The sequence below is a fragment of the Cyanobium sp. ATX 6F1 genome (assembly GCF_024346315.1).
GTDB lineage: Bacteria > Cyanobacteriota > Cyanobacteriia > PCC-6307 > Cyanobiaceae > ATX-6F1.
Window position 1 is genome coordinate 127,119 of sequence record NZ_JAGQCS010000007.1, and the last position, 21,435, is coordinate 148,553.

Below are 21,435 nucleotides of genomic sequence, written 5' to 3' on the forward strand. Positions count from 1 at the left end.
AGCGCTTACTTGTAGGCGATGCCGGCGCTGGCGGGCCCGGCCAGGGGAAGCACCTCCGTGCGCTGGAAGCCCGCCTCCAGGCACCAGCGGTTGAAATCAGCTCCGGTGAAGTCGAAGGCGTCACCGTTTTCGATCAACATGTTCAGCGACATCATCAGGCCGAAGGCGTTCTCACGCCGGGCATCGTCGATCAGGTGCTCCAGCACGATGAAGACGCCCCCCTCGGGCAGGGCCTCGTAGGCAGCGGCGATCAGCTCGCGCTTCCTCTCCAGGTTCCAGTCGTGGAGGATCAGGCCCATGGTGATCACATCGGCCCTGGGCAGCGGCTGGGCGAAGAAATCCAGCGGCACGGCACTGACCCGATCAGCCAGCCCCGAGGCGGCCACCTGACGCTCCGCGATCGCCGTGGCAGGGGGCAGATCGGCGGTGAGGCAGCGCAGATGGGGGTGTCGTCGGGCCAGGGTGAGCGCTAGCAGGCCGGAGGCACCGCCCACGTCGCAGAGGCTGCGATACGGGGAGAAATCGAAGCGCTCCGCCAGGGCCGTTGCGTTGCCGGCGGAAATCCCCGCCATGGCGGCGAGGAACTGCTCCAGTCGTTCGGGGTCCGCATAGAGCGCCTCGAAGAGGGGGGCACCGTTGTGTTTGATCTCGTTTTGAGGTGCGCCCGTGCGCAGGGCCTCGGTGAGATCGCCCCAGAAGGGGTAGAGGCGGTCGTTGGCCATGGCCAGAAAGCCGCCGATGTAGGCCGGATGGGCCGTGTTCAGGAACGTGGCTGTTTCGGCGCTGTTGCGGTAGCGGGCCTCCGCCCCATCGCCCTCACGTTCGAGAAAACGCAGGGCCACCAGGGTGTCGAAGAAGTCGGGGTTGGCGCGGGGGTGCAGCTTCAGCTCCGCCTGGAGCTCAGCGCCGCTGAGGGCACGCTCACCCAAGGTGCTGAACAGATCCAGTTCAACGGCCGAGAGCAGCACCTTGGCGGGCCAGAAGGCCATCGCCACGTCGAGGATCCGGTCCGGGGAGAGGTCGTTGGTGGCCATGGCAGCGGGTGAAAGGGTCGTTCGTTCGTCAAGCCTGCGGGCATTCAATCGCGCTTCAGCCGCTCCCCCACGAACTCCATCACGGTCGCAACAACCGCCGGGCCCTCCAGATCGAGAACGAGCTCATGGCCCGAGCGCTCGAACCAGACCACACGCTTCTCGGCGGCCGGGGTCGCCAGGCCGGCGCACAACAACGGGACGCTGGCGTCCAGCACCACCGGATCGGCATGGCTCTGCAGGATCAAGGCAGGGCAGCTCACCTCCCCTAAGCGCGCTCGGGTGTGGGCGCCGAACTCCAGGAAGGAGATCAGCGGAGCCATGGGCGACCAGTCGTAGCTGCTGTCGTGGATGGCCAGGGAGGGGTCGCGGTAGGTCTTCGGGATCGGCCAGCGGCGCAGCAGTCGTTGCACGAGCGGTCGCAGCCGTTGCAGGGGACGGCCGGGGGCCAGCGGCGAGGCCAGCTGGATCGGGGTCGCCACCAGCACCAGGCTGTCGATGCTGGCGCCGTGGTCGGCCGCCAGCTGCAGGGCCACCAGGGCTCCCATGCTGTGGCCCACGATGATCACCTGTTCGGCCTGGGCGCTCAGCTGCTCGAGGGCGGCAGCCCCATCGGCGACCCAATCGGGCCAGCGCACCGCCCCAAGGGCCTCGGGGCTGGGCCCCCCATGGCCCCGCAGCAGGGGCATGGCCACGGGGAGCCCCAGGGCCCGCAGCGGTGCCGCCAACGGCCCGAGCGTTTCGGGGTTGCCGGTGAAGCCGTGCAGCAGCAGCGCAGCGAAGGGGGTGCGACCAGCCGCCATCAACGGAAGATGACGAACATCACATAGCCGATCCAGGCCACGATGGCGAACAGGGTGCCCACGGAGCCCAGAATGCTGCGCGAGTTGGTGGGCTGATTCAGGGGGGCTGCGGAGCTGGACTGGGCGGTGTTGATGAAGGTGTCCTGGTCGCGGATGATCGCCTGGGGTAGCAGTTGCTCGGAGAGGGTGTGCACCCCGGGCATCGCCTTGACGGCGGTGCCAATGGCCAGGAATTCGACGATGCCGCCGCCGAGGTTGTAGACGTAGGTCTTGATGCCGACCACCTGATCGGCGCCGCAGCGGCGGGCATCGACTTCGATGTGGCGCAGTGCCTGCTCGCGGGCGGCGTAGATCAAGCTGCTGAGTTCGCGGATTTCACCGCGCACGAACGATTTGAAGAAGGCCGAGAGGCCGCCCCAGAGCCCCAGCGAATAGACCGAAACCCCCAACACCAGCTGCACGGGCATCAGGCCCTGGTCGATCAGGTTCCACATTTCCTCGTTGGTGAGGTCACTGGTGATCGGCGCATCGGTGTAGGCCGCCGGCAGGGCGGGGTGGTGGGAGGCGGTGCCGATCATCACCATCTCCTGCAGCCCGACGAAGGGCAGGATCGTGGTGCGGATCCCCACCACGGCGTTGGCGCCCACGGCCGTGGCCTCCGCCGAGATGCGCTGGAGCGCCAGGTGGCGGATGGTGTTGAACAGGCGAGAGAACTCCACCACCTCGCCGCGCACCAGGCTGCGCAGGCCCCCCAGCAGGCCGCCCCCGAGGCCCACGGCGTAGGCCACGTTGCCGAAGACGAACTGCAGCGGCCTGAAGCCGCAATCGAGCTGGCAGTAGAGCGCCTGGCCATCGGCAGAGGTGGAGAACGCCAGCTCGTCGTCTGGTGTTCCATTTTCCCGGTGCAGGCAGGAGCCGATCGCCAGGAACTCCACGTTGGTGCCCTGGAACACCAGCTCGTTGGCCACGCCGGTGATGCCGACGCCACCCCGCTGGCCGGCTTCACGCACCAGACGCCGGTAGGCGCGCGAGCGACCCTCCTGGATCAGGGCGGTGATCTGATGCACCTCTCCCCCCACCAGGGTCTTGAGGCCGGAGAGCAGGCTGCGCACCAGGCCGAGGGCGATCACGCTGTTGCCGATCACCAGGTCACCCGGCGTCAGGCCTTTGCGGCGCAGACAGTAGATCTCGTTGCCGGAGAGGCCGGTGATGAGGGTCATGGCGGCTGAGCGAGGAGGCGCTGCTCCCGGGGGAGCAACCGCAGGCAATCTCCCGCAGGTTGTCCTGGGACGTCCAGCCGTGGGTTCCTAATGAAGGCAGCGCCGCTGGCGTGCTCCAACCTCATGGCCACGGTGCGGCAACGCTGGGGCATGGGCGTTCATGGTCCGCGCGGGCCAAGTTGATCAGATTGAGGCCCCCCATGATCCTGCTTCGGTTGCGATCCGCCATGGAATCGTCATCCCTGATGGAGAGCAGGGTGGTTGAGGCGGGCTTGCCAGAGCTTTGGGCGAGGGACGCCCAAGCGGCTTAAACAGTGTTTGGTGTGAGCTGGTCGATGCAGAGCACGTAAGCACCACCATCAGGTATGTTCAACTGCCTGGCCAGGGTTCGGCAGAGCCGACCCGTTGCCAGGTCGATGTAACTGTTGGTGAGGAATTGATCCGGTCCGTTCTCGATCAAGCCGAGAAAGTATTCTTTGTTGCTGTGATCGGTTCCTGGCGTGGCTGGCGCGAACAGGCGATGCTGGGAGGGTCTGACCCCACGTCCCAGGTGGGTTTTGCTGAGTTGCACCCCTTCATTGTCGAGAAGGTAGGCCGCATTGATCGATGGTTGTTCCAGAACCCAGGCCGCGAGGATCGGATCAAACTCAGTGGGAGTACCAGAGCGCAGGCGGTCGCTGCAATCAATGGCCATGGCCTGCAGGTCTTGATCGGATTGCTGCTGGGCTTGCTGAGCGGCGATGACTTTGGCGCGGTGTCGGTGGTTCGCCTTGAGGATCAAGAGCTGCACATCTGATAGATGCAGATCCGTCGGTGCTGCCGGCCGTGCGAAGTAATGGCCCTGGAAGTAGTTGATACCAACATAGGCACAATAATCCAATTCTGCCTGGGTTTCAATTCCCTCTGCCAGCACAAGCGTGCCGATGTTTTTGCTTAAATGAACAAGCGATTTGATCGTTTCCTGCTTGATGTAGCTTTTCTCAACGCCCTCCACGAGGCAGCGATCGAGTTTGATGATGTGTGGACGTAATTCAGATATTTTTGTAAGGTTGCTGTATCCCGAGCCAACGTCATCGATGGCGATCAGAAAGCCTAGTTCCCGGTAGTTGTCTACGAAGTTTTTGATGGCCATGGAGTTCATGGCCCTTGTTTCTTTTAGTTCGATCACGATGTCATTGGGCTCTAGGCCCGCTTCCTTTGTGGCATTCATCAGGGCCTCTGATCCCTCCGCTCCTTCATCGATCAGGGAGGTTTCAAATTGCAGAAATAACAAAGGCTGCTGGGCCAGCTGTTGGGACAGATTGCGAAATCCGGCCATGGCCAGGGCACGGCAGCGACGATCCAGTTCCAGGAGCTTGCCACTTTGGCGAGCTTCGGAGAAGAAGGCTTCGACGTTCATCTTCAGGGGCCTGGCCAGGGCCTCCAACCCAATGACAGCACTGGTCTTGAGGCTGATGATCGGTTGAAAATGAATCTCCAGATCGTCAGATGTCATGGTGTTGGAGGCTTGGCTTGATGAAACCTTGCCACTGTTGTTGAGCATGGAGATTCCTTTGGCCGCGAGAGTATGGGAGGCAAGGGGCTTGCTTGGTGTTGATTGATACATGACTCCCACCCTGGCCTGGGCGTTGGGTGCTTGTTCGCCGATCAGTCAAACAATTCAGGTGTCTTCTGGTCTGTGATTCGGTTGATCAAGTGATTTGCTCAGCAAACGACGGCCGAGATCCCCGTAACCCTGCCTTAGGTAAAGGGCGGCGGCGCGGAGGTTGTCTGCTTCGGCCTCCAGCCTCAGGGTGCCCACCCCCAGTTCCCGGCAGGCCGCCTCCGCCAGGGACAGGGCCCAGGCGCCAGTGCCTTTGGAGCGCCCTTCCGGTGCGATGAACAGCTCATCGACGAAGGCGATGCGGCCTTCCATTTCCAGGCTGAAGGAGAAGGCGATCAGCACATAGCCCACGGGTGCGTCGCTGTTGACGATGAACCACAACCGACCGCTGTTTCCATCGTTCAGGAACGTCTCCAGCAACGAGCGTTTGCGGTCGTTGTCGTAGGAGTAGCCGAAATGGGCGTAGAAGGCCGCCACCAGGGGCATCAACTGGTCCAGTTGCTCCGGTTGCACGGGGCTCAGGCGGATTGACTCCTGCGTCATGGCGTCGCGAGGTGGTCCTCGATCATCGGCGCCAGCTCCGCCGCGTGGCTGAAGGCCAGGTCATGGTCGGCGCCGGGAATCACCCGCAGCTTCGAGCGGGGCAGCAGCGCTTCCAGTTTCCGCCCGACGCTTAGTGGGCTGATCGGATCGGCGTCCCCCCACACCAGCAGGGTGGGCATACGGATCTCAGGGAGCAGGGGAGTGAGGTCCTCAGTGGCGTCTGCGAACCAGGGGGGAACGGAGGCCTGGCTGGCCATGAAAGCCGGCCGCCAATCCTCAGCGCCGTGCTCCGCCATGGCGAGGCCGCCGGAGGTGGCGATCAGCACAAGGTGGGTGATGGATTGCGGTTGCTTCAGGGCGGTCAGCAAGGCGATCACCCCGCCCATGGATTGGGCGATCAGCGCGCTGGGTCGATCGAGGGCGCCGCTGACCAGGTCCACCAAGTCGGTGAGGCTGTTGATGGCGGGATCCGGCGGCGTTGGCCCAAAGCCTGGCCAGCCCAGGAACCTGCGTTCGGCTGGGTGGGTGAGCCGCTCCGCCAGTGGTTGCCAGAACGCTGTGCTGCCGGAGGCCCCGGGCAGGAAAAGCAGTTGGGCGTCGATCAACGCAGGCGAAAGGGGAGCCCCATCAACAGGACGCAACTGAGGGCCAGCAGCCATGGATTGGTGAGGAACCAGGGGATGAGCGTCAAGGTCAGCCCGCAGAGCAGGGCGATGGTGTGGCTCTGCTTGCGCCCATAGAGCACGTAACCGCTGCCGATCAGGCTGACCATCAGCCCCACCAGCAGCGCGGTGGCGTCGGTCATGGCGTTGGGGCAGAGGGAACCTGAGGACCCGGTCCGACCCTAGGGCGAATTCAGTGGTGGGTTTCGCGCAGGCGAGCCGAGACCATGGCCTCGGGATCGACGCCGGCGAAGGTGGGTGGCAGCCAGACCCGCACCACCAACAGAACCGCCATGGCCATCAGGAACACGCACACCGCCAGGATCTGGTGCCAGTCCGTTTCCAGCACCCCCTTGACGATCACCTCCCGTAGCACCGAAACGATGGCGATCTCCACCGACACCCCGATCGAGACGCGCTGTTCCTGGAGGTAAATGATCATCAGGCGGAACAACTCCACCAGGATCAGGATGAAGAGGATGTCCGCGGTGATTTGGTGAAAATGTGGCTTGGTCAGCAAGGAGAGAAAAATGGCGCGTAATTGCAGCGCCATCACACAGAACAACCCCACGCAAAGCGACACGGCAATCATGTCCTGAACCGCTTCGAGCGCTTGCACGATCTGGCGTCGACGGAACTGTTGATGCCAGGGAACGGGTGTGTTTGTGGCAGCTGGATCAGTGGGCGGGGAGGTGGAGGTTTCCGGTGGCTGAGCATCAGCTGACGGCCTGGAATCGAGGCTGATCACAGTGGTCATGGCGGTTTATTTGAGTCGATCGTGTGGCGTGGCCAGACGCTATCCGTAGTTGTTCTGATGGGTCAATCCTCTCGCCATCAGACTCACTGATGGCAGTGATGGGGGCCACAGCGGCTCGTCGCTTCAGGCGCGCACGCGGAGCTGGTCGCGGCCCTCCGCTTCGCGCTCAAAGCGCAGCTCCCGCAGGGGTAGCGCGGTCTCCGCCCGCAGGCGACCGATCAGCTCGCTCTCCGTGAGCTGGCACTCCAGCACCAGCTCCTGGCCATGGGGATGGCGCTTGTTGGCCAACCACACACCGGGCATCAGCGGTTGCCTGATCTCGGCGCCAGGCGGGGCGCTCAGATCGATCGGGTCTTGATGGTCGCAGCTGAAGATCAGGTCCGAGCGCTGGTCACGCCACAGCCGCCACTCAGGCGAGTGCCCATGGCGGGGACCGCGGAGGCTGACCAAGGCTGGCATGGCTCCGCTGGCTGAACACGCCCAGTCAGCAACCATGGTGTTGAGCGCTCGCCGTTGATCTACCCATTCTCTGCTTTGTTCGGTAAGGTCACAATCAAAGACCAGGCTCGATTTGAAGAAGTTCTTTCTGCCGTGGATCAAGGAGGAACGCGTCGATCTGCGCCGGAGCCAACTGCGCCAACGCCAGGCTGTTTTGCTGGCACTCCTTGTGCTGACCCCTCTGATGGTGATGGAGCTGATCCGTCGAGGGGTTGATGTCAACAACAAAAGGCTGAATGAGTTGAAGGATTCGACGGCCCAGTCTTCTCCATCGCAAAAATGGCTGCAGGGAAAGGCGGATGATTGGACCCGCAGAACTGAGTTTCTTGACTATCTCAGGAAGAAGACTCCAGAGGGCTATATACGTCTGAACGAAGCCAGCAAAAGGGTTGAACCCGGTGTGATGCTGCTGCTTTTTTCGAGCACGGGTGATCTGTTGTTTAAAACCAACAGGCTGTCCAATGGTGGCCTCGATGATCCTTTGCTGAAGAACTGCGCCACCGGTCAGTTGAAGCTGTTGCCGAAGCGAGGCGTTACCCGTCAGTTTTTCTGCCGCGACAGTCGCAACCAGGTTTTCAAAGGGGTAGTGAGACCGGTGGGCGTGAAGCCCGCCAACGAAGCGCCATGGGGACAGTTGGTTTATCTGACACCCTTCGCCCCAGACGGCTCACTTCTGAAATCTCCTGATGCTGAGGTGGTGGAAGGCACGATGCGGTCTTTGGTGGATGATCTGCCCCTGATGTTGGTGCTGTTGGCAGCGCTGCTCACCTTCCGAATGGTGATGATGCTGGAGCGTCGTCGGGTGATGGTTCTTCAGCGCCATAGAGAGCATCAGGCGGGCCTGCGGATTCGGAGGAGCAGTGAGCGGTTGGATCACATGCTTGAACGGCTCGGAGCTTCAGACGGATCCCGTGGCTTGGCAGTTGAAGATGAGGTGACCTCGATCATCTTTGGAGTCAACAAGCAAGCACCCTTGGAGCAGGAAGCCTCAGCTCCCAAGACTGATGGCATGGAGCACAAGCTCGGAGTAGTGGCGAAACGCTTCGAGCAGTTTCTGGAATCTGCCCGGGCTTTGGCACTGCTTGATTCTCTTACCGATCTACCGAATCGCCGCTATTTTCTCGTTCGCCTTGAGATTGAGGCTCAGCGCGCCAAAAGAAGTGGTAAGCCCTACGCGGTCATGTTTGTTGATATCGATAAATTTAAGCAGATCAATGATACCTATGGGCATGGTGTGGGCGATGCAGCGCTTTCGACCGTCGCAGACAATTTGCGCGAGTGGTGCCGGCGTGAGGACTTTGTCGCTCGTTATGGAGGGGATGAGTTTGCGGTCTTGATGGATCTCTCTGGTTTGGAGGATCGTAGCGAAAGTAATCTCAAGGCCAAGGCCTATCTGTTCGCAAATAGGCTGATATCTAGGTTTGAAGCCCCCTTTGAACTTGGCGCTGTATCGCTACCGATTCGGCTAAGTATCGGCATTACGATTGTACAAGGGGGCGATACTGACTTCAGGCAAGCGATGAAGCGATCAGATGTTGCAATGTATCAGGCTAAGAAGCAGTTTCATAGCCGCATCTTTGTTTTTGGTGAGGAGGCCTTAAGGGAGGAGCTTGACGACTATCAGCTGTTTGCTGATCTACAGAAAGCACTGGAGAATCATGAGCTGGCGGTGTTTTTTCAGCCGATTCTTTCAACCAATGGAGGCATCCATACCGTCGAGGCGCTGGCGCGCTGGACCCACCCAACCGAGGGAGACGTGTCGCCAGAAACGTTCCTGGCCCTGGCGGAGCGCTATCGATTGATTGGCCCCCTTGGTGAAGAGCTTCTGCATCTTGCTGTGAAGGGTTTTGCGACTCTGCTGGCCAGCATGAACAGTGATCTCAGGCTGGCGATCAACGTGACCGCATCTCTGCTCAACAATCCGGATTTCGCTCTGATGCTCCTTCAGATGCTCAGCAAGCAGAGAGTCCTTCCGACTCAGGTGACTCTTGAAATTACGGAAACTTCCCTGTTCCAAACCGATTCCGCCACAGAAGACAATCTGCGGATCCTCAGGGATTCTGGGATGGATTTATCTCTTGATGATTTTGGAACCGGTTATTCCTCGCTCAACAGGCTGTTTCTTGTCCAACCCAATGAGATCAAGATTGACAAGTCTTTCGTGAAAGACCTTGATACAGATGCAACGGCGATGCGGATCGTCAAGCTGATCACCGGCCTGGCTACATTGATGAAGATAAGGGTTGTCGCCGAAGGCGTGGAAACCAACGAGATTGCCGATCTTCTCTCTGAGCTCGGCGTTCATCATCATCAAGGATACTTGTATTCCAAGGCTCGTGCCACTAACGATTTGATCGCATCAGGCGCCAAGGCCTTCGAGCGAACGCAGAAAGCGTCAACGTCCTGAGCTGCTTGCAGCTATCCGTTGCTCAGGGCGGTTGATCTCACTGCAACGTTAAGGGTTGTCGTCAGTTCAGCCCGCCGTTGAAGGCTTGGACCCCTTGGGCGCGATCCCCCATCGATGGGCAGTTCACGTGGTGCAACGTTCAGCACGTTCAAAGCTGTGCTTTGTTTCGAATCGATTGATTCATGAAGTTCTCATGGCGAGGTGGGTGTGTCGGGGTCCGTCGGCGTGACGCGCACCTGATCGAAGAGCTCTGGCGCTGGCCCAGCGCTCACGCCTTGGGGCTCAGATCGGACCGCTGAGCACCATGGGCCCCTTCGGCGCCGTGCCATTGGGATCCCGCTCCAGGCTGACACTCACGCCCTTGGCCAGGCTGGTGGGCATGGTTGGGATCAGCATCGCCACATGGCCCTGGGCTGTCGGCACGAAGGCGACACAGCCGACCTTGTGACCGTCCACGTTGGCCCAGAGCCTGTACACATGGCCGGGGGGCGCCGCTGGCAGATCATTGAGCATCAACACGTTGTGGGTGGTGTTGCCCGTCACCAGCACCTCCCCGTTCGCCGCGGCGCCGGGGGCCATCGCCGTGAGCGTTAGCAGACGGTGGGGGGCCTGAACGGCGGCTCCCTGCGGTTTTCTCTGTTGGCCTGACAACTGGTTCTGCACCTGGGCGAGCTGGGTGCGCGTTTGCTGCAGCTCCACCCCCAGGATCAGCAGGCCCAGCCCCAGCAGGGCCGGTACCAGCCACGGCAGCCGGGAGCGTGAGGGAGGGTTCGGTTCGAGCAGCCGCTGGCGCAGCCGGGCCGGGGGCGTCGCCGTGGCCGGCAGGGCCAGGGGCAGCAGTTCGAGGGTGGTGCGGAACTGATCGAGCCGCTGGCGCAGTTCGGGCTGCTCCCGCAACAGGGAGGCCAACCGCTCCCGTTCGTCGGCATCGAGATCCCCCAGCGCGTGGCCAGCGAGCAGGGCGTCGCGGTCGTCGTCGAGGGAGGAGCGGCGGTTGTCGTTGGGGTTCATGGTTCGCTCCGGAAGTCGATCAACAATTCCCGCAGTCGGATCAGCCCCTGGCGGGAGCGGGTCTTGACGGTGCCGAGCGGCAACTGGAGCTGCGCGCCGATCGCCGACTGGCTCAATCCCTCGTAATACGCCAGCTCCAGCACCTGACGCTGGTTGGCGGGAATCGACTCCAGCGCGACCTTGACCCGACGGGCCAGGTCGTCCGTTTCCGCCTGCTCGTGGGGGCTGGGCACGGCGGTGGCAAACAGCTGGGATGACCAGCGTTGCACCAGTCGCCAGCGGTTCTGCCGCTGCTGCAGACGATTGAGGGCCATCGAACGCGTCAGCAGCAGCAGAAAGGCCAGCACCGGCCCCCGGGAGGGGTCGTAGCGGTCCTGCTGCCAGTAGCGCAGGAAGACGTCGTGGGTGAGGTCTTCCGCTTCCTGGCGGTCGCGGCACAGCCGCAAGGCCAGGCGGTAGACCGGGCCGCCGCAGGCGTCGTAGAGCGCGGCCAGGTCGCGGTGGTCGCCGGGATCGCTGGCTGGGAGGTCTCCCGTTCGCCGTTGGGCCGGGGCATCGGATTCGGGGGGAGTCACTCCCAAGGGAGGGGCCGTGCGCACATCGTCAAGGCAAGTACCGCTGGGGAGGCCGATCGGATTGCCCCGGGGCACTGCTCCAGAACGCGCCCGCCAGCACCAGAGCGAGACCCAACACAGCCTGGAAGCTGAGTGGTTCCTGCAGCAGCAGAGCGGCGCTGACCACGGCCACCGGCAGCGACAGGCTGCCCCAGAGCGACACCATGGCGACGCTGCTGTGGCGATAGGCCAGGCGCAGGCAGAGTTCGCGCCCCAGGCTGAGAACGACGGCATAGACGCCGATCACACCCACCACCCACCACAGCTGCAGCAACAGGAAATGGTGGGGTCCGAACAGCACCAGGGCGATCAGAGCGAAGACCAGGGCGGTGAGCAGGGAGGGCACCCCCACACTCACGGCGACCGGCCAGCTGCGTCCGGCGATCGTCCGCCCCGTGATCGCGGCCGAACTGAAGGCCGCCACCCCCACAAGCGCCCAGCCGATCCCCACCCGATCATCCATGGGCCCGCCCATGGCCGCCGAGGCCACCTGGGGCAGCAGCAACCCTGCAGCGATCAGGCCGAGGCTGAGGGCGAAACCCCGGGGCAGGGGCTCGCCCAGGAGCCAGCGGGCCAGCAGGGCTGAGAGCGGCAGCACCAGCGCGAACAGAAGCGTCTGGCTGACGACCGAGAGCGCCTGCAGGGCCAGGTAGTAGGCGATCGGACCGAGGAACAGACCCAGGCCAGCGTCGAGGGCCAGCAGGCAGCGGTCGGCGGTGCTCAAGGCGGCCAGCTCCCTTGGCAGCGTCTGCCGGGCGGGCAGCAGGGCCACCAGACCTACCACCAGCTGGGAGAAGAAGAAGACATTGCAGAAGCTGATCGGATTCTCGCCGAGAACCAGGTGGCTGGCCCCGGCCAGTTGCAGACCCTTCAGCGCCGTGGCGTCGAGGCCCCGCAACAGCACGTAGAGCAGCAACGCCAGCACACCGAAGCGGCCCGACATGGATGTGTGCAATCCGAACGGTCCGGTCATCGGTAGTAGGGGGGCGCGGGAGCCGATCCGTCTTGGCTCAAGGCTTTCGCTCTACTCACACCCTTTGAATCAATCATGGCCCACGTCAACCGTTCACTGACCAAGAGCCTCGCCCTGGCCCTGATCGGTGCCTCCGCGCTCAGCGGTGCCGCTCTCCATGCCGAGTCCATGTCCAAGCCGGATGGTGGCGCGATGATGAAGAAGGAAGGTGCCGGAATGATGGCGCCCGCCGCGATGATCCAAGGCACGTTCCGCAAGGCCGAAGCGCCAGTCAGCGGTGGCTTCACGATCAAGAAGGAGGGAAGCGGCAAGGTGCTCGTCTTGAGCAGCGATTTCAAGACCAACGACATGGCCCCGGATCTCAAGGTGATCTTCAGCCCCTCGAGCACCCCCCTGGCCAGCACCAAAGCCCCCGGTTTCCCGCTCAAGCCCGGCAGCTACACGATCCTGGCGTCGCTGAAGTCGAGCTCCGGTGCCCAGACTTACGCAATCCCCGCCTCGGTCGATCTGAAGGCCCAGGGATCGGTGTTGATCTGGTGCAAGAAGTTCAACGCCACCATGGCCTGGGCGCCCCTGAAGCCCTGAACAACCCATGTTGCAGACCATCGATTGGCTCTGGTTGTTGCACCCCGCCCTGGCGGTGGTGCTCGTCTACCCCTTGCTCGGCATGGTGCTGCGGTTGGCGCAGCAGACCCGGGACCGGCGTCTCAACCAGGCCAAGCTGCCGCCCACCGTGGGGCGCGACCATGCCGACCTAGGCCAGTGGCTGGCGACGTCGGTGGTGGCCATCGTGCTGATCGCCCTGGGGGTGGTGATCGCCACCAAGCATCCCCTTGGCGCCTTTGAAGGCGGACCGTTCCGGTTGCTGCTCCTGCTCATGGTGCTGGCCGGATCGGTGGGAGCGCTGGTGGCCCTGGGCCGCGTCAAACAGCCGCTGTACCGGGCCACCTTTGCGTTGCTCTGCTGGGCGGGCGTGCTCGCCCTGGGGATGCAGCCGGAGGTGTTCCGCCTCAGCGACAACCCCTTCACCCTCCCTTTCTGGCAATCGCACTTCTGGGGCGGGGCCGGCCTCACCGGGCTGATGCTGTTCTCGGTGGCCTGCCGCCCCGAGATCCACAAGCACCTGCGCTGGCGGCGGTGGCACCTCAGTGCCAATGTGCTGGCGGCCCTGATCTTCCTGGCCCAGGGGATCAGCGGGCCCCGGGATCTGCTCGAGATTCCGCTCGGCTGGCAGAAGCCGGCCGTCTACGCCTGTGATTTCCAGGCCCAGCGCTGTCCCACCCCCGTGCCTTTGGCCGCTCCTTAAGGATTCATCCCGACCGCCGGATTCATGTCCTTCCGTTCGCCGGCTCCTTCGATGGCCCGCCGCCGCCATTGGCAGTCCCTGGGTGTTCAGCACAGCCCCTGGCAACGGCTCTGGCGTCAGCCGGTGTCGATGGTGATGCGCATGCCCTGGCCGCTGTTCTTCCTGGCGATGACCGGGCTGTATCTGGCCGAATTGGTGGTGTTCACCCTGGCCTTTCAGCTGGATGCCGGCCACCTGGAGGGCATGGGGGCGATGGGCCTGCCCGCCAGCCTGGTCTTTGCCCTGCAGAACCTGTTCAGCGCCAGCTTCCGCGCCGCCGAGTTGACGTCGGGCTATGGCCTCGCCGTGGCGGCCATCGAACGGCTGGTGGGTCTGCTCACCAACGCGATGGTGACTGGCCTGTTCTTCCTGCGCTTCACCCGGGTGGACGCGCCGCTCACCTTCAGCCGGGCCCTTTGCCTGAGCTCCTGGTCCGGCGGGCACCTCAGCTGCCGCTTCGTCACCACAGATCCCAGCCACTGGCTGAAGGTGTCCTACGGGATGTTCCTCTTCCAGGATGAGGAAATCGAACCTGGGGTAGTGCAGCGGCGGGTCGAGGCCCTGCCGGTGCTCAACGGCCAGACCCCCCAGCTGCAGGTCACGGCGGTGATCAGCCACCGGCTCTCGCCGGACAGCCCGCTGCGGCGGCTGGGCCTGGATGGGCTGCAGCGGGCCAATGGGCTGCTGATGGTGCAGGTGGAGGGCACCGACGCGGTGACGGGAGCCCCGCTGCTGCAGATCAACGCTTACCGCCCCGACGACATCCGCGTGGGCGAGGTGTTCGCCGATCTGGTCAGCCTTGACGCCTCCGGGCGCCGCCAGGTGGACCTCGACGCCCTCGATCGCACCCGCCCTCACCCATGACCCTGCTGCTCTTGGCCTATCTGGGGGGTGCGCTCACCCTGCTGAGTGCCTGCATCCTTCCAGTGCTCCCCTTCGTGTTCGCCCGCGCGGGCGAGCCGTTCCTGACCCATGGCCTGCCCCTGCTGGGGGGCATGGCGTTGAGCTTTGCGTCCGTCGGGTCGCTCGCCGCCGTGGCCGGCGGCTGGGCCGTCCAGGCCAGTCAGTTCGGGCGTGCCGCGGCGCTGTTGCTGATGGCGCTGTTCGGGCTGTCGCTGCTGTTTCCTGCCCTGGCTGAGCGCCTGGGTCGGCCCCTGGTCCGGCTGGGGGAGCGCCTGTCGTGGCATGCAGAGGCGGGGGGCAGCCCCGGGCGCCCGGTGGGCTCCTCGCTGCTGCTCGGTGTAGCTGTGGGTCTGCTCTGGGCCCCCTGCGCCGGTCCGATCCTGGGCCTGATCCTCACCGGTGCCGTGGTCGGGGGTGCCGGCGTCCGGACGCCCCTGCTGCTGCTCGCCTACGGCCTCGGTGCCGCCAGCTCCCTGGCCCTGGTGCTGCTGGCCGGCGGGAGGCTGGCGGCGGCCCTGAGGCGCACGGCGGCGGCCACCGCCTGGATCCGCCGCGGCCTGGGCGGTGCCGTGCTGGTGGCCGTGGGCGTGATCGCCCTGGGGCTGGAGCAGGCCTCGCTGGCCCGCTTTGCGTTTGCCGACACGGGTGCTTTGGAGCGGGCGCTGCTGGCACAGGTTCAGCCCGCTGGCAGTAGCCCGAAGCCGGCTGGAACCGCCAGCAACCTGCCGGTGCTGGGCACCCTGCCACCCTTTCCGAAGGGGTCCGCCTGGCTCCATTCCCCGCCGCTGAGCCGCGATCAGCTCTGGGGCAAGGTGGTGCTGATCGACATCTGGACCTATTCCTGCATCAACTGCGTGCGCACGCTGCCCCATGTTCGGGCCTGGGCGCAGAAGTACAAGGACCACGGTCTTGTCGTGATCGGTGTGCACACGCCGGAATTTGCCTTCGAGCGCGACCTTGCCAACGTGCGGGAGGCCTCGAAGCGTCTTGGGGTGAGCTATCCGGTGGTGATCGACAACGACTACGCGATCTGGAAGGCGTTCAACAACAACTACTGGCCCGCCTTCTATTTCATCGACGCCCAGGGGCGCATCCGCGCCACCCACTTCGGAGAAGGCGCCTACGACAGATCGGAGCGGATCCTCCAGAGCCTGCTGCGGGAGGCCGGCCAGACCAACATTCCGGGCGGTCTGGTGCAGCCCTGGGCCCGCTGAGGCTGCCGCGAGGTTCGGGGGCTTCGCCATGATCGGTTGATGCAGGATTCATCCCCCCGGCTCAGCCACCTCAACCCCCGCGGCGAGGTGCACATGGTGGAGGTGGGCGATCGCCCCGCCACCGACCGCCGCGCCGTGGCCGAGGGGTTCATCGCGATCGCAGCGCCGGTGCTGGAGTCGATCCTCTCGGGTACCGCCGCCAAGGGCGATGTGCTGGCGGTGGCGCGGGTGGCGGCGATCCAGGCGGCCAAGCGCACCTGGGAGCTGATCCCCCTCTGCCACCCGATTGCCCTGACCGGCCTTGAGGTGCGGATCGAACCCGCAGGCGATGGCTCCGGCCTGCGCCTGGAGGCCACGGCCCGCACCACCGGTCCCACGGGGGTGGAAATGGAGGCGCTCACCGCTGTGCAGGTGGGTCTGCTCACCCTCTACGACATGGTCAAATCCGCCGATCCGGCGATGACGATCGGACCCGTGCGGTTGCTGCGCAAGGAGGGTGGTCGCCATGGGGTGTGGGTGTCCCCCAGCAGCGCTCCAGCGGAACCCTTCCCCGCCGAGGGTCTGCCCCTCGAAGAGGCGCGCCGTCTCATTCTCGAAGCCCTTCAGCCCCTGGGCGGCAGCGAGAACCTGCCCCTGGCGGAGGTGCTGGGCCGGGTGAGCGCCGAGCCCGCGCTCGCCCGCGAGGCGGTGCCGGGGTTCAGGGCTTCGATCATGGATGGCTATGCCCTGGCCGATGCCGGGGTGCCGGAGTTGGGGCAGAGCTGGCGCCTGGTGGGGCGCTCGGCCCCGGGGGCTCCCTATGAAGGCGTTTTGGCGGCGGGGGAGGCGATCCGTATCCTCACCGGTGCGCCCTTGCCGGAGGGGGGGAACAGGGTGTTGCCCCAGGAGCTGGTGGAGCGGGAGGAGTCCAGCCTCCTGCGTCTGGGCCGCCCGGCGGGGCCGAACCCCTGGATCCGCGCCGCCGACGAGGAGGCCTCAGCAGGCCAGGAGCTGCTGGCGGCGGGGGAGCGGCTCGGGGTGGCCGACCTGGCGCGTCTGGCCAGTTGTGGTGTGGGGGAGTTGGCGGTGCGTCCCCGCCCCCGGATCGGTCTGCTGATCAGCGGCGATGAGCTGGTGGCGCCAGGGAAGCTCCGTGCGCCCGGTTGCATTTGGGAGAGCAACGGCACCCTGCTGGAAGCCCTGCTGGCGCGGCTGGGCTACGGCGTCAGCGAACGGCGCGTGGAGGCTGATGACCCTGGCGCCCTGCGCCAGGCCCTGATCGAGCTGGCGGCAGGCTGTGATGTGGTGGTGAGTACCGGCGGCGTGTCGGCGGGCGACAGCGACTGGATGCGTGCCCTGGTGGCGGAGCTGGGGGAGGTGGCCTTCTGGAAGCTGTTCCTCAAGCCGGGCCGCCCCTTCGCCTGGGGCCGGGTACAGGACCGGCCGTTCTTTGGTCTTCCGGGCAACCCCGTGGCGGCGGCGATCACGGCGTTGCAGCTGCTCTGGCCGGCACTGCAGCGGCTGGAGGGGGCCGAGATTAAGCTCTTGCCGCGGCTGAAGGTGCACCTGGCAGCGGATCTCAACCGCGGCCCCGGCCGCCCGGAGCTGGCCCGGGCGCGGCTGCAGGTGGGAGCCGATGGGGCCTTGCTGGCGCTGGTGGAGGGCAGCCAGGCCTCCTCGCGGCTGGGTTCGCTGCAGGGGGCGGACTTGCTGCTCGAGATCCCCGCCGAAGCGGGAAACCTGGCGGCTGGTACGGAACTGTGGGCCCAGCTGCTGCGGCTGCCGATCCTTTAGGAGCCGTTCAGAACGGCGTGTTGCCCTCCACCCAGGTGCCCACGCCACCGCTCCATTCCCGTTTCCAGAACGGCGCCTCGTGCTTGAGCGCCTCCAGCAGCTCCTGGGCGCAGCGCTGGGCGGGGCCGCGGCGGTCGGCCGCCACAGCGACCAGGACGATCGCTTCACCGGGTCGCACCCGCCCGACGCGGTGGGCCAGGCGCACACGGCTCACCCCGTGGCGCTCCGCCAGCTCCTGGGCCAGGTCCTGCAGGCGCCGTTCGCTCATCCCCGGGTAGTGCTCCAGCTCCAACGCCTCCAGGGCCGTGCCATCGGCGCCCACAGGTCGCACGCGGCCGATGAAGTGGCTCTCGGCTGCCGCCAGGGGCGCCAGGGCCGAGGCGGCGAGCTGCCAGGCCGCCAGCAGCTCCAGGGGCATGAACGGCTCCGGGTGCAGGCTGATCAGCAGCTCGGCGGGGAGGTCCATCAGCCGCCGCTGATCGGGGGCAGGAAGGCCAGCTCATCGCCGGCCCTGAGCCGCGCATCGGCGGCGGCGAACTGCTGGTTGATGGCGACCCGCAGCGGGGCGGGCAGCGGGCTCGGCCCGAGCCCCAGCCGCTCCCAGATCTCGGCGGCGCTGACGACACCCTCCCCCAGGGGCACGGTCCGCTCGCCCCAGCCGGCCTGCTCCCGCAGCCGCGCGAACAGACGCACGGTGATGGTGGGGGTGGCCTCGGGGGCGGTCATCACGGCGGGGTAGCTCCGATGAGCCTGGCACCTCCCGCCCGACGCCGGTAAGACTTCCGGTCGCCCGTGTCTAGGGTCGGGCTTCCATCTGACGCTGTCTCCGTGGGCCTTGCGATCGCCCTGCTCACCATCTCCGATCGCCGCAGCGCCGATCCTGAGCTGGCCGATCCCTCCGGCGATGCCCTCGAGCAGCGCCTGGGCGCGGCGGGCCATCAACTGCTGGAGCGTTGCCGTGTTCCCGACGATCGCTACCGGGTGCGCGCCGAGCTCAGCCGCTGGATCGCCGATCCTGCCGTGCAGGTGGTGATCACCAGCGGCGGCACCGGCCTCACCGGCCGCGACGGCACCCCGGAGGCGGTGGCGCCCCTGCTCGACAAGACGATCGAGGGCTTCGGCGAACTGTTCCGGGTGCTGTCGTTTGAGACCATCGGCACCAGCAGCCTGCAGAGCCGCTGCCTCGCCGGGGTGGCCAACGGCACGGTGATCTTCGTGTTGCCCGGCTCCCTCGATGCCGTCACAACGGCCTGGGATCGCCTGATTGGCGCCCAGCTGGAGGCCACCACCGCCCCCTGCAACCTGGTGCAGCTGCTGCCAAGGTTGCGCGAATCGCCGCACCTACCGGCCTGATCACCGATGGAGCCTTCCACCTGGCTGCTAGCGGCCCTGGCCACCGTGGCCTTTCTCTATGCCGGCGTCGGCCATGCCGGCGCCTCCGGCTACATCGCCGTGCTGGCTCTGGCGGGATTCGCCGCCGCTGAGATCCGCCCCCTGGCGCTGGTGCTCAACGTGCTGGTGGCGGGCCTGGCCAGCTGGCAGTTCATCGGCGCCGGCCACTTTCGCCGCGCGGTGTTTCTGCCCCTGGCGCTGGCCTCGGTGCCGGCCGCCCTGGTGGGAGGGATGGTGGCCCTGCCGGGCCCCTTGCTGCAACGGCTGATCGGCGTGGTCTTGCTCCTCTCCGCCTGGCGGTTGCTGCGGCCCGCGCTGCCGGAACCGTCCGCCGCCGCCGTGCCGGGGCCGTTGGGTTTGGGGCTCACCGGCGGCCTGCTCGGTCTGCTGGCTGGCCTCACCGGCACCGGAGGCGGCATCTTCCTCACGCCGTTGATGATCCTGCGCGGCTGGCTGGCGCCCCGCCAGGCGGCGGCGATCTCGGCGCCCTTCATCCTGGTCAACTCCCTGGCGGGGCTGACGGGTTTGTTGATCGCCAGGGGGCCCGCCGCGCTGCCTTCCCTTGCCCTGGTGGGGCCGATGGCCCTGGCGGTGGCGCTGGCCGGGGCCCTGGGGGCCTACGGCGGCAGCCGGCGCTTCAGCCCCCTCTGGATCCGGCGCCTATTGGCGCTGGTGCTGGTGGTGGCCAGCGGCAAGTTGCTGGGCCTGGGGGGATGAACGGGGCGGGGCCCGGGCTCAGAGCCCGGCGAACCACTCGTAGCCCTGGTCTTCCCAGGTGCCGCGTCGCTCCCCCAGGGTCGCCGTCACCCGCAGGCCGGTCACCCACTTGCTCTGCTTGTACCCCAGCTTGATCGGCGCGGCCAATCGCACTGGGGCGCCGTTCGGAGCCGGCAGGGGGGCCCCGTTCATGTGGGTGGCCAGCAGGGTCTGGGGGTGCAGGGCCGAGGCCAGATCCCAGCTTTCGAAGTAGCTGTCGGCCGAATCAATCAGCACATAGCCGCCCAGGGGCGAAAGCTCCGCCAGCCGCAGCACGTCCGCCAGGCGCACCCCCGACCAGGCCACCACCGCGGACCAGCCCTCCACACACACGTGGCGCATCACTGAGGTGTGCTGGGGCAGGGCGGCAAGGTCGGTCAGATCAAGGTTCAAGGGACGGCCCACCAGTCCCTTCACCTGGAGGCGGTAGCGCTTTGGATCAAGGCGGGGTGTGCCGTTGAAGCTGTTCACCAGCAGCGCGGCTGGCTCCACCTGATCGGGCCTGAATTCCGGCACCTTCCCCTGGCCCTGGAGCAAGGCTTCGAGGCGTTCGTTCAGGGGCTGGGTGCCGTTGCCCACCGCTTCGCTGACGCCGTTCAGGGCGCAGCCCCCCAGCAGCAGAGACGAACTGCCTCCGAGGCCCAGGCCGAGGAGCTGACGCCGGTTCACAGGGTCATGGCCCGCAGCAGTCGCAGGCCGCCGACACGCCAGCTCAACACCACGTGCGCCAGCACCAGCAGGACCATGGCCGGGATCGTGGCCAGGTGGCTCACCCGCAGCGCCTGCCAACTGCTCACCCCGAGCGGTTCAGCCAGGGCAAACAGGCTGGTGAGCCACCAGAACTGCGCCGGTTTGTACATCGCCAGACCACTGATCAGACTGAAGGCCAGCACGATCAGCATCAGGGTGTAGACGATCCGGTGGGCCGAGAGCCGCCGCCGTGGCGCACTGGCGCTGGCCTTCAGAGCGGTGAGATCACCGAGTTCCCCCAGGCGCCGGCGGCGGCGCTGGATCAGCAGGGCCAGCCAGAGGCCCAGGTTCAACGCATAGAGGCCCATGAAGCCGAAGTGCCAGTCGCGGCCCCCCGACAGCCAGCCGCCGAGGGTGAACAGATCCGGCACGGTGGCGCCTCCCCGGCCCCCGAAGACGGGGTTGGCGTTGTAAATCTGCAGGCCGCTGGCGGCCATCACCAACAGCACCACCAGGTTGAAGCCGTGGAAGGCCCGGGTCCAGAGCGGGTGGTGGGGCTGGCGGGCGGACGTGTGGGCCATCTCAGAGCGCCATCGCCGGATACAGCGCCCGCAGCCGCGCCAGCTTCGGCTGGTCGTGGACCACGATGTAGGGGTGGAAGGGGTTCCGTGCCATGAAGTTCTGGTGGTAGGCCTCGGCGGGGTAGAAGGCCTGCAGGGGCACCACCTGGGTGACGATCGGCTGTGGGAAGCGGCGGGCGCGGCTGAGCTGGTTGATCGTCTCGACGGCCGTGCGTTGTTGCTCCGGGTTGGCGGTGAAGATCGCTGAGCGGTACTGGGGGCCCTGGTCGGGCCCCTGGCGGTTGAGCTGGGTCGGATCGTGGGCGACCTTGAAGTAGATCGTCAGCAATTGACCGTAGGAGACCCGCCGGGGATCAAAGCGGATCCGAACCGCCTCGGCATGGCCGCTGCGGCCGCTGCTGACCGTGTCGTAGCTGGCCTCCGAGCGGCTCCCGCCGGCGTAGCCGGACACCACCTCGCGCACTCCCTTGACGTGCTCGAACACGCCCTCCACCCCCCAGAAGCAGCCCCCCGCCAGCACGGCGGTCTGCAGGGGTGGTGGTGGGGCCGCCGCCGCCCTTGCGGCGCCCAGGGAAAGTGGCATCAGGGCGAAGAGGGCCGTCAGCAGGGCGGAGAGGTGCGGACCCATGGCAGGTGCGGGGCGTGATGCAGGGAATACC

The 21,435-nt window shown here is 65.8% G+C and carries 25 protein-coding genes and 1 pseudogene; 9 read left to right on the forward strand and 17 right to left on the reverse strand.

All coding sequences use genetic code 11. The annotated features are described in order from the left end of the window. Window positions 1-5 precede the first annotated feature (5 nt). From KBZ13_RS11705 to KBZ13_RS11745, 9 genes are all read right to left on the reverse strand, one after another. A complete protein-coding gene (locus KBZ13_RS11705) occupies window positions 6-1,034 on the reverse strand; it encodes an acetylserotonin O-methyltransferase (RefSeq protein ID WP_255009346.1) in 1,029 nt (342 codons plus the stop codon). A gap of 44 nt (window positions 1,035-1,078) precedes the next feature. Further along, entirely contained in the window at window positions 1,079-1,834 is a 756-nt protein-coding gene (locus KBZ13_RS11710; protein WP_255009347.1) for an alpha/beta hydrolase, read from the reverse strand. Then, window positions 1,834-3,054: a heavy metal-binding domain-containing protein gene (locus KBZ13_RS11715; RefSeq protein WP_255009349.1), complete on the reverse strand. Its 1,221-nt coding sequence runs from the start codon at window positions 3,052-3,054 to the stop codon at window positions 1,834-1,836. Before KBZ13_RS11715 ends, KBZ13_RS11710 begins: the two co-directional genes overlap by 1 nt. A 307-nt stretch (window positions 3,055-3,361) precedes the next feature. Further along, window positions 3,362-4,597 (reverse strand): EAL domain-containing protein, encoded by a 1,236-nt coding sequence (locus KBZ13_RS11720; protein WP_255009351.1) that lies wholly within the window; start codon window positions 4,595-4,597, stop codon window positions 3,362-3,364. A gap of 117 nt (window positions 4,598-4,714) precedes the next feature. Then, window positions 4,715-5,200 carry a GNAT family N-acetyltransferase gene (locus KBZ13_RS11725; protein ID WP_255009353.1) on the reverse strand — a complete coding sequence of 162 codons (486 nt, stop codon included), beginning with the start codon at window positions 5,198-5,200 and terminating at the stop codon, window positions 4,715-4,717. Next, entirely contained in the window at window positions 5,197-5,805 is a 609-nt protein-coding gene (locus KBZ13_RS11730; protein WP_255009355.1) for an alpha/beta fold hydrolase, read from the reverse strand. Before KBZ13_RS11730 ends, KBZ13_RS11725 begins: the two co-directional genes overlap by 4 nt. After that, on the reverse strand, window positions 5,802-6,005 hold the full coding sequence (locus tag KBZ13_RS11735) for a hypothetical protein (RefSeq protein WP_255009357.1): 204 nt from the start codon (window positions 6,003-6,005) through the stop codon (window positions 5,802-5,804). The genes KBZ13_RS11730 and KBZ13_RS11735 overlap by 4 nt, the downstream gene beginning before the upstream one ends. 50 nt (window positions 6,006-6,055) lie before the next feature. Then, complete coding sequence (locus KBZ13_RS11740) at window positions 6,056-6,619, reverse strand: phosphate-starvation-inducible PsiE family protein (RefSeq protein WP_255009358.1); 564 nt, start codon at window positions 6,617-6,619, stop codon at window positions 6,056-6,058. Between the two features lie 123 nt (window positions 6,620-6,742). Further along, window positions 6,743-7,078, reverse strand: coding sequence for a hypothetical protein (locus tag KBZ13_RS11745; RefSeq protein ID WP_255009360.1), 336 nt, complete (start codon window positions 7,076-7,078; stop codon window positions 6,743-6,745). A 112-nt stretch (window positions 7,079-7,190) separates the two neighbouring features. Between KBZ13_RS11745 and KBZ13_RS11750 the strand changes: the two genes are divergently transcribed. Then, on the forward strand, window positions 7,191-9,524 hold the full coding sequence (locus KBZ13_RS11750; RefSeq protein ID WP_255009362.1) for a putative bifunctional diguanylate cyclase/phosphodiesterase: 2,334 nt from the start codon (window positions 7,191-7,193) through the stop codon (window positions 9,522-9,524). Window positions 9,525-9,806: 282 nt separating this feature from the next. Here KBZ13_RS11750 and KBZ13_RS11755 read toward each other — a convergent pair whose 3' ends face one another. The 3 genes from KBZ13_RS11755 to KBZ13_RS11765 are packed head-to-tail and all read right to left on the reverse strand — an operon-like array spanning window position 9,807 to window position 12,122. After that, window positions 9,807-10,535, reverse strand: a complete 729-nt coding sequence (locus KBZ13_RS11755) for an anti-sigma factor domain-containing protein (protein WP_255009363.1) — start codon at window positions 10,533-10,535, stop codon at window positions 9,807-9,809. After that, entirely contained in the window at window positions 10,532-11,110 is a 579-nt protein-coding gene (locus KBZ13_RS11760; protein WP_255009365.1) for a sigma-70 family RNA polymerase sigma factor, read from the reverse strand. Before KBZ13_RS11760 ends, KBZ13_RS11755 begins: the two co-directional genes overlap by 4 nt. A gap of 28 nt (window positions 11,111-11,138) precedes the next feature. Beyond that, window positions 11,139-12,122 carry a DMT family transporter gene (locus tag KBZ13_RS11765; RefSeq protein WP_255009367.1) on the reverse strand — a complete coding sequence of 328 codons (984 nt, stop codon included), beginning with the start codon at window positions 12,120-12,122 and terminating at the stop codon, window positions 11,139-11,141. 75 nt (window positions 12,123-12,197) lie between these two features. Between KBZ13_RS11765 and KBZ13_RS11770 the strand changes: the two genes are divergently transcribed. From KBZ13_RS11770 to KBZ13_RS11795, 6 genes and pseudogenes are all read left to right on the forward strand, one after another. Beyond that, window positions 12,198-12,707: a DM13 domain-containing protein gene (locus tag KBZ13_RS11770; protein WP_255009368.1), complete on the forward strand. Its 510-nt coding sequence runs from the start codon at window positions 12,198-12,200 to the stop codon at window positions 12,705-12,707. Between the two features lie 10 nt (window positions 12,708-12,717). After that, complete coding sequence (locus tag KBZ13_RS11775) at window positions 12,718-13,428, forward strand: DUF4079 domain-containing protein (RefSeq protein WP_255009404.1); 711 nt, start codon at window positions 12,718-12,720, stop codon at window positions 13,426-13,428. Between the two features lie 24 nt (window positions 13,429-13,452). Then, window positions 13,453-14,331 carry a hypothetical protein gene (locus KBZ13_RS11780; RefSeq protein ID WP_255009370.1) on the forward strand — a complete coding sequence of 293 codons (879 nt, stop codon included), beginning with the start codon at window positions 13,453-13,455 and terminating at the stop codon, window positions 14,329-14,331. Next, window positions 14,328-15,584, forward strand: coding sequence for a cytochrome c biogenesis protein DipZ (locus KBZ13_RS11785; protein WP_255009371.1), 1,257 nt, complete (start codon window positions 14,328-14,330; stop codon window positions 15,582-15,584). The genes KBZ13_RS11780 and KBZ13_RS11785 overlap by 4 nt, the downstream gene beginning before the upstream one ends. Before the next feature lie 39 nt (window positions 15,585-15,623). Then, a pseudogene (moaC, locus tag KBZ13_RS11790) lies at window positions 15,624-16,100 on the forward strand (cyclic pyranopterin monophosphate synthase MoaC); the annotation flags it as partial. After that, a complete protein-coding gene (locus KBZ13_RS11795; RefSeq protein WP_255009405.1) occupies window positions 16,101-17,357 on the forward strand; it encodes a molybdopterin molybdotransferase MoeA in 1,257 nt (418 codons plus the stop codon). It abuts the pseudogene before it with no gap. Window positions 17,358-17,364: 7 nt separating this feature from the next. On the opposite strand, the gene KBZ13_RS11800 is transcribed toward KBZ13_RS11795, so the two are convergent. Both KBZ13_RS11800 and KBZ13_RS11805 read right to left on the reverse strand, forming a co-directional pair. Continuing rightward, a complete protein-coding gene (locus KBZ13_RS11800) occupies window positions 17,365-17,823 on the reverse strand; it encodes a molybdopterin synthase catalytic subunit (protein ID WP_255009373.1) in 459 nt (152 codons plus the stop codon). Beyond that, on the reverse strand, window positions 17,823-18,083 hold the full coding sequence (locus KBZ13_RS11805) for a MoaD/ThiS family protein (RefSeq protein WP_255009374.1): 261 nt from the start codon (window positions 18,081-18,083) through the stop codon (window positions 17,823-17,825). Before KBZ13_RS11805 ends, KBZ13_RS11800 begins: the two co-directional genes overlap by 1 nt. Window positions 18,084-18,185: 102 nt before the next feature. On the opposite strand from KBZ13_RS11805, the gene moaB reads away from it, so the two are divergent. Beyond that, window positions 18,186-18,710, forward strand: a complete 525-nt coding sequence (gene moaB, locus KBZ13_RS11810; protein WP_255009376.1) for a molybdenum cofactor biosynthesis protein B — start codon at window positions 18,186-18,188, stop codon at window positions 18,708-18,710. Window positions 18,711-18,716: 6 nt separating this feature from the next. Continuing rightward, window positions 18,717-19,466 carry a sulfite exporter TauE/SafE family protein gene (locus tag KBZ13_RS11815; RefSeq protein ID WP_255009378.1) on the forward strand — a complete coding sequence of 250 codons (750 nt, stop codon included), beginning with the start codon at window positions 18,717-18,719 and terminating at the stop codon, window positions 19,464-19,466. An 18-nt stretch (window positions 19,467-19,484) separates the two neighbouring features. Here the strand turns inward: KBZ13_RS11815 and KBZ13_RS11820 are convergent, their stop codons facing one another. Genes KBZ13_RS11820 through msrA form a run of 3 tightly spaced genes read right to left on the reverse strand, consistent with a single transcriptional unit; the run spans window position 19,485 to window position 21,404 of the window. Continuing rightward, complete coding sequence (locus KBZ13_RS11820; RefSeq protein ID WP_255009379.1) at window positions 19,485-20,174, reverse strand: molybdopterin-dependent oxidoreductase; 690 nt, start codon at window positions 20,172-20,174, stop codon at window positions 19,485-19,487. Beyond that, a complete protein-coding gene (locus tag KBZ13_RS11825) occupies window positions 20,171-20,776 on the reverse strand; it encodes a cytochrome b/b6 domain-containing protein (protein ID WP_255009381.1) in 606 nt (201 codons plus the stop codon). The genes KBZ13_RS11820 and KBZ13_RS11825 overlap by 4 nt, the downstream gene beginning before the upstream one ends. A gap of 1 nt (window position 20,777) precedes the next feature. After that, window positions 20,778-21,404 carry a peptide-methionine (S)-S-oxide reductase MsrA gene (msrA, locus tag KBZ13_RS11830; protein ID WP_255009383.1) on the reverse strand — a complete coding sequence of 209 codons (627 nt, stop codon included), beginning with the start codon at window positions 21,402-21,404 and terminating at the stop codon, window positions 20,778-20,780. Window positions 21,405-21,435: the final 31 nt, after the last annotated feature.